General features: G+C 41.4%; 11 protein-coding genes. 5 read left to right on the plus strand and 6 right to left on the minus strand.

Annotated features, from left to right (window positions below):
- Positions 1-334 precede the first annotated feature (334 nt).
- Both V7L31_RS05390 and V7L31_RS05395 read left to right on the plus strand, forming a co-directional pair.
- Positions 335-706, plus strand: coding sequence for a four-helix bundle copper-binding protein (locus V7L31_RS05390; protein ID WP_334695354.1), 372 nt, complete (start codon positions 335-337; stop codon positions 704-706).
- Positions 707-1,266: 560 nt separating this feature from the next.
- Positions 1,267-1,932: a hypothetical protein gene (locus V7L31_RS05395; protein WP_334695294.1), complete on the plus strand. Its 666-nt coding sequence runs from the start codon at positions 1,267-1,269 to the stop codon at positions 1,930-1,932.
- A 213-nt stretch (positions 1,933-2,145) separates the two neighbouring features.
- Here V7L31_RS05395 and modB read toward each other — a convergent pair whose 3' ends face one another.
- Complete coding sequence (gene modB, locus V7L31_RS05400) at positions 2,146-3,954, minus strand: molybdate ABC transporter permease subunit (protein ID WP_334695295.1); 1,809 nt, start codon at positions 3,952-3,954, stop codon at positions 2,146-2,148.
- Between the two features lie 523 nt (positions 3,955-4,477).
- Positions 4,478-5,380 carry a class I SAM-dependent methyltransferase gene (locus V7L31_RS05405; protein ID WP_334695296.1) on the minus strand — a complete coding sequence of 301 codons (903 nt, stop codon included), beginning with the start codon at positions 5,378-5,380 and terminating at the stop codon, positions 4,478-4,480.
- Between the two features lie 255 nt (positions 5,381-5,635).
- Here V7L31_RS05405 and V7L31_RS05410 point away from each other — a divergent pair, with 255 nt between their 5' ends.
- Complete coding sequence (locus V7L31_RS05410) at positions 5,636-7,144, plus strand: hydroxysqualene dehydroxylase (RefSeq protein WP_334695297.1); 1,509 nt, start codon at positions 5,636-5,638, stop codon at positions 7,142-7,144.
- A gap of 112 nt (positions 7,145-7,256) precedes the next feature.
- Positions 7,257-7,619, plus strand: coding sequence for a DUF6464 family protein (locus tag V7L31_RS05415; RefSeq protein WP_179067068.1), 363 nt, complete (start codon positions 7,257-7,259; stop codon positions 7,617-7,619).
- Between the two features lie 153 nt (positions 7,620-7,772).
- On the opposite strand, the gene fmt is transcribed toward V7L31_RS05415, so the two are convergent.
- The gene (fmt, locus tag V7L31_RS05420; protein WP_334695298.1) at positions 7,773-8,777 is read right to left on the minus strand and encodes a methionyl-tRNA formyltransferase; all 1,005 of its coding nucleotides are present in this window, start codon (positions 8,775-8,777) and stop codon (positions 7,773-7,775) included.
- A 968-nt stretch (positions 8,778-9,745) separates the two neighbouring features.
- Between fmt and V7L31_RS05425 the strand changes: the two genes are divergently transcribed.
- Positions 9,746-11,062, plus strand: a complete 1,317-nt coding sequence (locus tag V7L31_RS05425) for a hypothetical protein (protein ID WP_334695299.1) — start codon at positions 9,746-9,748, stop codon at positions 11,060-11,062.
- A 461-nt stretch (positions 11,063-11,523) separates the two neighbouring features.
- On the opposite strand, the gene minE is transcribed toward V7L31_RS05425, so the two are convergent.
- The 3 genes from minE to minC all read right to left on the minus strand — a co-directional run bounded on the left by minE (position 11,524) and on the right by minC (position 13,898).
- Entirely contained in the window at positions 11,524-11,817 is a 294-nt protein-coding gene (gene minE, locus V7L31_RS05430) for a cell division topological specificity factor MinE (RefSeq protein ID WP_334695300.1), read from the minus strand.
- A 36-nt stretch (positions 11,818-11,853) separates the two neighbouring features.
- Positions 11,854-12,660 carry a septum site-determining protein MinD gene (gene minD, locus V7L31_RS05435; protein WP_179067073.1) on the minus strand — a complete coding sequence of 269 codons (807 nt, stop codon included), beginning with the start codon at positions 12,658-12,660 and terminating at the stop codon, positions 11,854-11,856.
- A 170-nt stretch (positions 12,661-12,830) separates the two neighbouring features.
- A complete protein-coding gene (gene minC / locus V7L31_RS05440; RefSeq protein ID WP_334695301.1) occupies positions 12,831-13,898 on the minus strand; it encodes a septum site-determining protein MinC in 1,068 nt (355 codons plus the stop codon).
- Positions 13,899-13,985: the final 87 nt, after the last annotated feature.

The raw sequence follows: 13,985 nt of genomic DNA on the forward strand, positions 1-13,985 counted from the left end.
CTTTATTTAGGCATTGATTTGTTAAAAAAAATAACATTATTTTCTAGTTAGATTTAACTCTAACTTTAAATACCCAATGTAAAATTGACTTGCAAAATTAAACCCCCACTCCGCAATGGGAGTTTCCAAGCCTTAATGTATAGTAGTCTCCAGAAAAACAACACCAAGCTAGTGTAGAATTAGTTGAAATTCCCGGTAATTATATCGGGATAGTAGCCTTAAAATTCTGGATTAAAAACCCCATTGACTCTTTAAAAGGATAGGACTAATGTGATGAGTAGTCCTTGAAAGGACACTATCTATACATCAAAAATATCAGGAGGTATTTCCGATGATGATGATGATGATGACTGAAACCATGACTCCAGAAATGCAGGCTTGCATGGATGTTTGTATGGACTGTCATAAAATGTGTATGGAAACCATGACTCATTGCATGAGCAAAGGTGGCCAGCAGATGGATAAGAACATGATGAGCATGATGAGCATGATGCGCGATTGCTCTGAAATGTGCATGATGTGCATGAATATGATGATGAGCGGTTCTGAGTTCATGGAACGCACTTGTATGCTTTGCGCTGAGATGTGCGATCGCACTGCAATGGCGTGTGAGATGATGAGCGATGACGCCAAAATGATGGAATGTGCTGCCGCTTGCCGCAAGTGTGCAGAGTCTTGCAGAAGTATGCACATGATGCCCGCATAATTCCACGACAATCTAGCAGAAGTTTCTCTGCAACCTAATATTCAAGCGCTCAGACTCTTTGGGGTCTGGGCGCTTGAAGTAAGGAGCAGGAGGACAAGGGGGATAAGAGGGACAAGGTAGATAAGGTAGCAATATCTCTCCCAAGTCTCCCTAAAACAATTGATTATTTTTGTATTTGGAAGCCCCTAAACCAATTTTTTCAACCCATTAAAGAATTGACCTTAACTTTTATATAAATATCTACTCGATTATCTCCTTAACTTTACTTAAGTTATCCTCATCGACATACTTGAATTTAACTAATAGAGTAAAAGTGTCCTGAAAAACAGATAAGTTCAGGACTCAAATAGACCTTTTACAAAGGTTTTAAGCAATCCATCTACAATCAAGGCAACAACCTAACGGGCTGACTTGCAAATGCAAAATATGTCTGATGTGGTCAATTTGTCCTATCAATTTTGTAGTTGTCTAGCGCTAAAAACCATCAATTAGAAGATGAAATTTCAGCTTCTAATTAACCAAAAACATCTCAAAAATAATTCGTAAACAAAGGAGTCTTTATGTCTATTACTTCATACGCCGAAGATATTCTCTCTGATATCTCTTACGATCCCAGCGTGACCACAGAGCCTAAACTTACTACTGACATTCAACCACCTGTAAACGTTGGCACTCTCACAGACATTTCAGGCTGTGTTTCAATTTTTGGCCCACTTCAAATATGCTATGACCTTAATCTCAGCACTCCCAGTGCTGCAATCACACTTAAGGTTGCTGGTATTACTATCATCACAGGTGAAATTAGCCCAGCACATCCCTGCTTAACATTGAAAGGAAATTATTCAGTAGCAAAATGGGACTTGAATGTATGTTTGCGAGTAGCTGAAAAGCGAATTACTTTAGAAGGTAGCGCTTGTGTAACTTTCTCAGGATGTAAGAGTTTTAATATCACACTTTTTCACTGGGGAAACACTGAGTTGTTATCTAATTTTAGTAGCACTCTGCTGACTGGAGCTTTTGTTAATGATAATCAACCACCCCACCATTACATTGTTCAAGGCTTAACTGGCAATGCTGAAGCTAATAGAATATCTCTTTCTTATCATGGGCCTGTGCCACCACAATTAAGACTGAACCAAACCTATTATCTTGGCTCACATGAACGCAATTTTCCTAATGCAAAATATCTTGGATATGATGGTCAATACCTTCAATTTAGATATTAAAGTAATCAGGAAATATCTAGCGTAGCTATCACCAAAAAAATCTTGGAGTCGCGCAACGCTTGGATTTAATTTATTAAAAATGTTTGTGGTAAATTGCTGACAATGCACGATACCACAAACTTTTCTTAATTTTTTCTATTTTGTTGCCGATAATTCTAAGGCTTCTTTAAGCCTGAACGAACGCGATTAATCTCTATCTATATATCTCTGCGTTTATGCCATCAAAATCAACCGCAGAGGATCTAAACGCACATACCAAGGAAAAGGCTGGTCTTTCATCGTCGCCCATTTTTCTTTAAAGACTTCAGCTTGCAGATGATAATCTTGAGAATTCTTGCCAGCCGAATGTAGTTTGAGAAATAATGTAATTCGATGGGGCGTTTCACTTGTTCGCACTAGCCAGCAGGGAAAGGTATTTTCCTGTGATGAGTCGTTGGTAAAAATGAACTGATGGGCACGAATGCCGACATGGGATAACTCGCTCGTGACTGGTTCAATTACTTGCAGAGTACAACCCCAATCAGTCGCCTCTACCTGTTGTGATGACTGGAGAACAGCACGAGAGAAGTTTTTGCATCCAGTGAGTTGGGCGACACTCACAGTAGCAGGATGCTGGAAAATCTCATGTTTTGAGCCATAATGAACGGCTCTACCATGCTCCAACACTAATAAATTTGGACAAATCCGATAAGCTTCTTCCATATTATGGGTGACAAATAAAGTCACACCTTGGTAATCAGCTAGAGTTTCTGTCATTTGCTGCTCTAATTGGCTACGCAGATGCGTATCAAGTGCGGAAAATGGCTCATCCAAAAGTAACGCTTCCGGTTGACTTGCCAATGCTCTTGCTAAGGCTACCCGTTGTTGTTGTCCCCCTGAGAGTTGGTGCGGATAGCGATCGCCTAATCCCTGCAACTGCATCGCTATTAGTTGCTCCTCTACCTGCACCCGAATGCTCCCAGCCGATAGTTTTTTGGGCAAACCAAAAGCGATATTTTGCGCCACACTCATGTGCGGAAACAGCGCGTAATTCTGCACTAAAAAACCGATGCGGCGATCGCGGCTGGGCAAATTAATCCCTTGTTCGGAGTCAAACAGTACTCTGTCATTTAAAACTATACGTCCACTAGAAGGCGTTTCTATCCCCGCAAGGCAGCGCAAAATCATGCTCTTACCTGCACCAGAACCCCCCAATAATCCCAAAGGTTGCTCATCAGTAGTGAAAGCAACTTTTAAATCAAAGCTAGGAAGGATTTTTTCAATATTGACAAACAATCCCCCAGATTCAAAGCTAGAGTCTGGGGTGTAGAGAATTTCTCCCCCTGCTCCCTGCCCCCTGCCCCCTGCTCCCTCTCCTCTCCCCTTCTCCCTCAATTCTTGCCAAAAGTTAACCCCAATTATTCCAGATAGAGAAATCACCATAATTGCGATCGCCCAAAACCAAGCCTCATTCATTGCTCCCGCTTCCACTGCAAAATAAATCGCCATTGGGATTGTCTGCGTTTGTCCAGGAATGTTACCAGCTAGCATCAACGTCGCGCCGAATTCTCCCAAAGCACGGGCAAAAGCTAACATTGTGGCGGCGACAATGCCAGGTAGTGCCAGGGGTAAACTGATGCGCCAAAAGATTGTGGCTTCAGTTGCACCAAGGGTTCTAGCAACTCGTAGTAGATTACCATCTATTTGTTCAAAGGCTCCCAATGCAGTTTTATACATTAAAGGGAAAGAAACTACTGTGGCTGCGATCGCCGCACCATACCAAGTAAAAACGATGGTGAAGTCAAAACCCGCCATGAATTTCCCTACAGGGCCATTTTTGCCAAAAAATAGCAACAACAAGAACCCAACAACCGTAGGCGGTAAAATCAAGGGCGCAATAAAGATACCCTCAATCAGTGATTTACCTTTGCCACGATATCCCAGCATCCAGTAGGCAGTAGCGATACCCAAGAAGAAGGTGATAAATGTGGCAAGTAATGAAGTTTTGAGTGATATCCAAAGAGGCGATAAATCCAATGGCATAGTTGTCTGGGGAAGAATTAGCTCAACTAATTCATAATTTACCAACTTTAGCTTTAATTTTTTAGAAAAAGTTGGTAACCTACATCGCAATAAATCAAGTAAATCCCAAAAACTATCTAAACTTGAAACAAAATTTGCGTTCAGTTGGGTATCAAGTCTCAGAGAATGTTTGTAAAGTCTCAATTCATACTAGCCTTGGTGACTAGAAGTTGCAGCTACACGAGACTTCTAGTCGCCTACGCAGGTTAAATCCCATAATTTTTCTTAGTCCACGGAGGTGGACTTTGTTTGTGTAGTAGCGAATTCTATTCGCCCAATACTTTTAAAACATCCTCTTAGCCGAATCGTATGAAAGTTATATCATCTGCGGATAACTATTGGAGTTTAGACTAAACAATTAAACCCAAAGCAAAAAATAAAAAACAAAGTTCATAGGCATTTATTTAAAAAAAAAGCACAATATTGTTGTGCTTTTTTAGATTATTTGTATTCAGTTTATTGTGATAATCGGAGAGTTTCTTAATTAGTCCAATTTAGCACTATAAGCACTAAAACCATAAGCCAGGGTTTCTTTTAAATTACCTGATGGCTTAAGACTTCTGTTGATAGCATTAGCAAAAGGTACTGGAATCCCTTTGATGGTTTCCGGCAAAATTGCATATTCTGCTGTTGGTTCGACAATGTATTGTGGACACTTCGCTTTTATCCCAGCAGTAGCTAACATTTCATCTATTTCTGCGGCTGAATATTGCTTGAGATAAACTGGATTTCTCACAAATGGATTCAGCCTTCTGATAAAATTATGGATAATGTGAGAAGGACAAGACTTGTTGTGAAAGGAATGATTAAAAACAAAAATTCCACCAGGTTTTAGCACACGAGAGATATCAGCTAATAATTTTCTTAATTGTGCATCTGGGATATGCATAAAGACGCAGTTAGAAATCACCAAATCTATAGAATTATCTTCTAAAGGCAATATTTCCGCAGAAGTGCAAATCAAGTTAAATTCCGCTTCTGGGAAAAAATTGTATTCTTGTTTAACCTTGATTAATCGCCGCAATAAAGGTTCAGAAATATCAATGCCGTAATATTTCTCGCATCTGAGATTTTTCGCTTTCGAGAGATGTAAAGGTGCGCGACCATAACCAGAACCAATTTCCAGAATAGAACCAACAGATTTATTCAATGGAAATTTGTTCCAAGTACCTCCAGGCGTACCAGTTAACAGAGTGTAATCTTGTTTAATTGGTGAGGCATCTGTAATTTTTTCAATTTTTTGGGAACCATAATATGTTTTACCAATTGCGTCCCATGTTTTTTTATGTTGAGTATTATTTAATTGCTCATAGTCGCTAGGAAAATAAATCCCATCTCGTAATTCAAAGTCATTCAGACTAAATTTTACATCTGCTAATTGAGACATTATGATTATTCCTCATGAATAGTTAAGTCTGTTTTCTGTTATACTCTCAACTCAGCATTAACCGCAAGGGATTTTTACTGAACTGCTTACCCTAAACCTTTTTTGAAAGTCTATAACTATTTTAAATTCGATGGAATGTACTATTAAAGCGCCTATTGCATCCAAGTGAAAACCGCTATAATAACAACCCGTCACCTGATTAAAATACAAGCTCGTATACATTAAGTTGATGGACTGCAACAATCGGAGGGTGGGATGGTAGAAGGGTTACAACCAAAACGGGTGGTAGTTGTAGGTGCTGGTTGGGCTGGTTTAGGAGCAACCTACCATTTGGCAAAACAAGGTTATGATGTGACACTTCTCGAAGCAGGCCCCTATCCTGGTGGATTGGTGGCGGGTTGGCAAACAGCAGCCGGAAAATCTGTTGAAGCTGGCATTCATGGCTTCTGGTATCCTTACAGAAATATTTTTTCTTTAATTAATGAATTAGAAATTAATCCTTTTACTACTTGGACTCGTTCTTCGCAATATTCGCCAGCAGGTTTGGAAGTTGAATCACCAATTTTTCAAGACTTACCGCGACTTCCATCGCCACTGGGAACTTTTCTCTACACTCAGTTTAAGCGGGTGCCACTAATAGATCGTCTCAGTGCCCTGCCTTTACTTTATGCTGTCGTTGATTTTGATAATTCTGATGCAGCTTGGCGGCGCTATGACTTTGTAACTGCCCGTGAATTGTTCAAAGATTTTAACGTTTCCGCACGACTTTACCGCGAGGCTTTTGAACCGATGTTATTAGTGGGCTTGTTTGCCCCTGGCGAACAGTGTTCAGCCGCCGCAACTTTAGGGATGCTTTACTTTTTTATTCTGGCTCATCAAGCCGATTTTGATGTGGTTTGGTGCCGGGGAACTGTCGGAGAAAAGATATTTCGTCCTTGGGTGGAACGAATCGAAAAGGCTGGTGCGCGAGTATTACCCAAGCGTCGAGTTACAGACTTAATTGTTGATAGTAATCAAGTTAAGGGTGTGGTTTGTGGTGATGAAGTAATTGAAGCAGATGCCGTGATTTTTGCGGTTGGAGTCACGGGGATGAAGAAAATTGTCTCAACTAGCCCTAGTTTACAAAGCCGTGAAGAATTCCGTAATTTGAACAATTTAGGGGCAATTGATGTTTTAGCAACGCGACTATGGTTTGACCGGAAAGTTGATATTCCTCGTCCTTCTAATGCTTGTTTTGGATTCGACGCAAGTACGGGTTGGACGTTTTTTGATTTGAATGCTCTACATGATGAATATCGGGATGAACCGGGAACAGTGATTGAAGCTGATTTCTATCACGCGAATCAGTTTCTCAATTTGAGTGATGAGGAGATTTTAGCAATAGTTCAGGGTTATTTAGCAACTTGTGTACCCGCGTTTCGGGAGGCAAAGATAATTGATAGTAGTGTAATTCGGCTACCTCAAGCGGTGACTCACTTTGCACCTGGCAGCTATCGTTATATGTTGCCCGCTAAGACCAGTTTTGAGAATGTGTTTATGAGTGGGGATTGGATTGTGAACCGTCATGGTTCTTGGTCGCAGGAAAAGGCTTATGTTACTGGTTTGGAGGCGGCAAATTTGGTGGTGTCTTATTTGGGAGAAGGTCAGCCATCTGAGATTTTAGCTGTAGAAGAGGATGAAGCGCATATCCAATTGGCGCGATCGCTCAACCAAACTTTGCGTGATTTGGGCAAATCTATCTTACCTAACTTTTGGTTGCCATAATTTTTCCAGACGCTAAGAGTTAATCAATAATTGTAATCTAAATTCGGTAAGCTAAAGGAAGCGATCGCGATACTATCCTTATAATGTAATGTAAATCAAATAACATCAGCTTATGGAGCCAGACTCTTTACCAACCGAGGTGATTCTGACTCACCCGCGTGAGTCCCTGGGTAGGGTGCAACTTGATTGGACACCCCAACCCGGAAACTATCTCGATTTTCAAGGTAAAACCTACGCCGTTTTAGAACGCCGCCATCGATACCAACTTCAAGCTGGGCGCTACCGCCTGCATAATATTGCCATTTATGTCCAATCTGCTAAACGACCATCTGAGAAAAGTTTGGTAGCAGGACGTTGGGTAATCGGTGATGCCACCTGCTGCTACAATGCTCATTCCGAACTCATTCGCTGTGCAGTCAACCCAGATGGCCCTTGCGAATCTTGTCGTTTTTATGAAAAGTTAGAAGCGATTTAATTTTGGATTTTAGATTTTGGATTTCGGTGTGAGCGCTACTTCGACCCTTCTTTAAGAGATGCTGCGCGAACGGCAAGAGGAAGGGCAAGCAAGCTCATTACAATTCAGTCGAATACTTTTTCCTTCAATCCAAAATCTAAAATTGGCAACCCCTCAACTTCCCGTACCAAAAACTTCTCCCACAGTTAAGCGGCTACCATTAACAAAATCCCATCCCGACTGGGGACGTTTCCCGGCTAGCTGAACTTCTCGCAACAACAACAATCCTTCCCCAGTTTGGACGATCGCACCAATTCCTTTGATAATGCTAACTACAACTCCCGGTTTGTCTAATGTGTTTGACAAATCAGGCAATTTATGCAGTAATTCTTGCAGTTCTGGTGGTAGATCGCAATCGCCTACAGAACCAAGGGGCGCAGAAGCGGTGATTTTCAACAAGTTGTTACGAAAGGTAGCCGTGCAGTTAGGGTAAAAGCCTCTAATTTGATTGTGTAATTGCATCGCACTTTTTGACCAATCCAAAGCATAGTCTGGTTTTTGAATCAGAGGCGCATAAGTAGCGGCTAAATTATCTTGGGGAATTGGTTGAATTTCTTGACGTTCCAACTTCAACAGAGTCTCTACCAATAAATCTCCACCAATCGCCGCTAGTCTTTCGGCTAAATCTTGGGCATTATCTAGTAATCCAATGGGTGTAGTGGCAATTTGTAGCATTGCGCCGGTATCCATCCCCACATCCATTAACATCGTCGTGATCCCCGTTTCACTCTCACCATTATACAAACACCACTGAATCGGCGCTGCACCGCGATATTTGGGTAAAATTGAGCCATGCACATTAATGCAGGCCAATTTTGGCATCTTCAAGATTTTTGCCGATAAAATCTGTCCATAAGCGACAACAACAAACACATCTGCATCTAATTCTTTAAGTTTGGTTAAAGTTTCAGTGTCTTTTTTGACTCGTTCGGGTTGCCATACTGGTAAATTGTGAGCAGTTGTGATCGCTTTTACTGGTGTTGGCGTCAGTTTATTTCCGCGTTCCCGACGTTTATCTGGTTGGGTAACAACTGCCAGCACCTCAAATTCTGAATGATTCAATAATTTTTCCAATGTGGGTACAGCAAACTGGGGTGTACCAAAAAATACAATTTTCATTAATACATTAGTTGTTAGTCATTAGTTAATCGTAAGTGCGCCCCTCACAACTGACAACATTTAAGTTGTATTTTGAAACAGAAATCACTCAGCTAGCATCTAGTAGGCTAATGTATTCTAGAAAGCAGTTGCAAAACACAGTTGATTCTCTGTAAATAATATTGGCTGTTTGGTGGTACAATACTTTCGTATTCATGAAACCAAAGCCTGCTTGATTAACTTAATAGTTAAGTTTGCAAGTTTAAGAGCTAGTATCAACTGCATCTGCCTCTAGTGAACCTAATCACTTAGTGGTTTTTCGTTGCGAATCGCTAGAGCATCTACCGTGTAACTTTTGTTGTGTTCCCCGTCGTCTTCCCGAAATTGGTTTGAAATACAGTTGCGTTTCCAAAAAACTATTGCGTCTTCTAGCTATTTTTGTAGTTTAGATAGCAATTTATAACTTTGGGTTGCTGATAGCAATATCTTCTGAGTATGATGTATTATGCGTCTTCTTTCCCAGGTTTTTAATTAACGCCTCACGTTTACCATCTTGAGGGTTTGCGCTGTTATATTTAGTGTGTAACTTGCTTATTTGCTGTGTACTAGCGATCGCTAGTACGATCCCCAGAAGCTAAGTTATCTCACTCCTAGTTGCAAGCGTCATTCTCCAAACTCTACCCGAAATATCATTTAACCAATACCTAATTTTTGGTGTGGTTGGGTATAGCAACCTTATAGATCGTGTAGTAATTACTGAGCTTTCAGCATATTTACTATACTCGCATATTTTTGCCAAAAAACATTCAGTACCTTAGGAAGAAAAGGTGTAGACAATGATACTTAATTTTTGTAAAACTCTACAAACTTTGAAGCAATTATCTAGTCAAAGTTTTTAGTTTCTTGTTATACATATAACTACCGCCTGTCCCATTGCTGCATAGGTATTGCTTCTCACATAGCAACCACCCCTTCTAGAGAGTCTACAAATGCTTAAACCCCTTTTGCTGTCAGGATGGTTCCGCGCCCAACCATTTCTCAATTACGTTGTCGTTGTAATATTGATTGCACCCTTGCTAGGGGCATCGACTCACTCGAACCCAGTAAGATCCGAAGTAGCTAAACTAACTTCGATAACTGGAGAGTCTGACTCTGTATTAAAGGAAATAGCTGTAGTTGGGGAACCTGAGATAGCTGAAACATTATTAAAAACAGATCAAATCGACTCATTAATAGAAGAAGACTTTGACTCTGCACCAACAGAAAGTAGTGCTGTTCACGAATCGCAAGTATTACTAGCAGATAAAATTGAGTCTTTGGATCAATTAGATAGTGCTGTTTCAAGCAGCGATGTAACGATTCCCGATTCTTTAGCAGCCATTGAACTCGCACCATCAACAGATATTCCAGTTAGTCAACTGAATTTAGTACGAAAACTCAAAGCTGCTAATGTCAAGTCTTTGAGAGGACAAGAAAATTCTCCCTCTAGAACAAAGTCTTTGACAGCAACTCAAGTAGCACCAACTATTAGAGAATCACAATCAACCACAGCGACAGAAATACCTGTTGCAGAACCAGTTAATGAGTCCCAGGCAGAACAAATAGATCCTATCGGTAGTCCTCATCCGATTCCTTGGAAATGGATTACAGCAACTCAAGAGGCAATTGGTTCTAAGGGTGGTTCTGGAGTGCGTCATTATCGCAGCGTACCTGTGATTTCTCCAGATGGTAAATATGCTGTTTATAGCCGGGTACAACTGGAGGTCAAACCCCAAATGTACAACAGCCGTGTCACCAGTGTTCTGTTTGTTCAAGATATGCAAACTAAGAAATTGTGGGTGATGGCTTCAACTACTCCAGTTAGCGATCCTTTATTAGGGGTAAAGGCTGTAAAGGCAGAATCTTCAGAAGAAATTGATCCGAGCGGTAAGATTGGGGTATTAGTTCCAGTTAGCTGGTCAGAAAAAGGCGATCGCTTCCTAGCACGCAAGTTTGAAGGTATATTTAACACAGGTGATTCTACAGATAGTGCAGTGATTTGGGATCGGCAAAAAAATCACGCTAATACAGTTGCTCCTGTCAATGGGGAAGAACAGCATGATAAAGTTGCTGTCTTGTTAGGCTGGAGTAAAAGTCAACCAGATCAGGTGTTGTTCCGTGCAGGCGAGTTGGGTGAGGATAACTGGCCCTTAGTGCAAGTTACTAATGATGGCAAGACTGTCACGACAACAGACAACGATCAACCGATTACTTTTGGTAAAAAGGTGACAGAAATTTGGGCAGGCCCACAAGTCGCCTACCGATAGGTTATAAAAAAATCCTATATACTCCCGTTGTTACTAGTAGTGGCGACAACGGGATTTTTTATGCGATCAATATTTTTGGCCTTGCTGAATCGGCTAAATATTTGTCATTACGTTTGCGTAATCTTTCCCGCAGGGTACGCCAAGAAGTAGATTATCCAATATTGTAGGTATTGTGGGGTGGGCATCTTGCCCGCCCTATGGACTGGGCGGGCAAGATGCCCACCCCACAAGAGTTAATTGGATATTTTTTATTTATTTGTCAGTCCCTAATCCTAGTATTGACGAGATTGCTTCTCTACACTGCGTTCCGATCGCAATGACTGATGTCACTGGGTAAGTTCTGTTAGATATACAATTTCAATTCAGGAATTTTGTCCTTACCAAGAAGGAACAATTTAACTGCATGCCTAAGTAAAATACTTAAAATTAAAATTTAAGTAGGGGCAATTCATGAATTGTCCCTACGGCTTATCACCTCTTTCCCACTCAGGTATGGCACCTTTTACCCGACGGATGGGTAAATTGGCAATTAAAGCTGTGGTTCGTTGGTTGCTTTCTAAAGAGAACTCCAAGCCCTCTGTCTCAATTTCGACATAGCGACAGACGACATCTAGGATTTCTTTTCGCATTTTTTCCAACGTTTGAGGATCTAAGTCAGCGCGATCGTGAGCAATCACCAATTGCAGGCGACGTTTAACTTGAGTTCGACTGCTATCGGGGCCGCGAGAAAAAAGTTTTTCTAGAAGTTCAATCATTACGAATAGGTCTGGGGCGGAGACTAGAAAAGTAAATTAAACAATCTTTGTCCACAACAACCTTCGTAGACGGGCGAAGATGCTGTCTTGGGATGGGTCAATCTCCAGAAATTCGACACTTTCCCCTTCTAATCTACGAGCAATGTTCTCAAAGGCTGTGGCAGCTAAAGAGGGATTTTCCGCTAAAACTAAGGGTTCGCCGCGATTGGTAGATACAATAACACGCTCGTCGTCAGGGATTACCCCGATCAGGGGAATGGCGAGAAGTTCCTGAACATCTTGCACTGACATCATATCATTTGCCTGCACCATTGCGGGTCTGATGCGGTTAATTATTAAATGAACACGCTTGATACCTTGTGCTTCTAGTAACCCCACTACCCGATCGGCATCACGAACTGAGGAAATTTCTGGTGTGCTGACAACTAGCGCTTCTTTGGCCGGGCCGATCGCATTTTTAAATCCATTTTCAATCCCAGCAGGACTATCAATAATTACATACTGATATTTTTGTGCTAGTGCATTCACCAATAACTTCATCTGTTCGGGTGTGACTGCATCTTTAGAGCGATTTTGGGCTGCCGGCAAGAGTACGAGATTGGGTTGGCGCTTATCTTTCACCAAGGCTTGTTCGAGACGGCACTCTCTGGCTAAGACTTCTACCGCAGTATAAACAATGCGGTTTTCCAGCCCTAGCAGCAAATCCAAATTTCTCAGACCAAAATCTGCATCAACCAAGGCAACTTGACGCCCCATTTTGGCTAAAGCCATGCCCAAATTTGCTGAAACTGTGGTTTTACCCACTCCTCCTTTACCGGAGGTAATCACAATAATGCGAGTCATGATAGAAATGCGGTCGATGAGGGTTCAGGAAATATAAAACAGTAAATTGCAGTATAAAGTATGAAGTATCGTATCAAGTATGAAGAAATATCTGTTCTCCCTGATGAGTGAGGCATGAATATTTGTTTTATTTCATCCTTACTTATATACTTCATTCTTTAAGTAAATATTTATGGCTCTTGATTGCTCTTGGTGAATTGGTTTCTGGAAAAATCAGTAGCCCTAGCGATGCGAATTCCTTGGGGCGTAATATGTGCCACCTCTGGAGAAAACTGCATTGGCGGTTTTTCTGGTGCCCTTGCTACGGCATCTGCAATCCGAAGTTGGGTTGGTTCCATTTGCAAGGCCATAATCAGACACTCACGATTGCCTCCAGCCCCAGCATGAGCAATTCCACGTAGGCGACCCCAGATAATAATATCTCCATCTGCAATTACAATACCACCTGGGTTTAAATCTCCCAAGAGAATTACTGTCCCAGGATGACGAATTTCTACTCCAGAGCGGACTGTCATTTCCAAGTAGAGGGCATCTTCTTGGGGGATGGCTGTAGCCACTGGTTCTGAACTCAGGGAAGTTACTGGCTGTAATTGTTCTACAGAATACCCCGATGTGACAGCAGCGATCGCAGTTTGCCGACGACTCGTCGAGACAGATATGAGTCGCAGTTGGACTTCACTTAAAGCTTCGGCAAGTTCTTGGAGTTGTCTAGCATCTACTAAACGGTCTTGTGCCATTAAATGCACAGGTGTATTAGATATACGGAAGCGATCGCCTGCACTCAGACGTTGCCTGATTTGTTGCCAAATATCAGACCAAGTAAGTTCTGAGGCGGATGCTTGAGATTCTGGGGGCAAAATTAATAACAGTCGTCCCTCCTTACTCTTTAACTGGACTTGAGTATTATCATTTACGCGATGCCCTGGTAATGCTAACTCATTGGGATTTAAATCAGTAAGAATAAAATCTGATGCAGCATCAGGATTTGACTCTACATCTGGTTGAGAGGGATTTGACTCTATATCTGGTTGAGAGGGATTTGACTCTATATCCCCAGGTACAGTATTTGATTTTAAATAAAGGAGGACAGATTTTAACTCAGCATCCGGGAGGATAGAATCTGACTCTACGTCAGAAACAGTAGGATTTCTCTCTGCCTCAGAAAGGATAGAGTTTGTTTCTGCATTAGGAAGTGCAGAATTTGACTTGAGATTGGGAATCGCAGAATCAGAAGTCATGGAGTACTAGCCAAAAGACAAAGTATACACAGATTTTAAATTTTGGATTTTGGATTTGTATTGCGTAGCAAGATATTAGTCTGGTGT

The sequence above is a fragment of the Nostoc sp. genome, assembly GCF_036916655.1.
Classification (GTDB): Bacteria; Cyanobacteriota; Cyanobacteriia; order Cyanobacteriales; family Nostocaceae; genus Nostoc.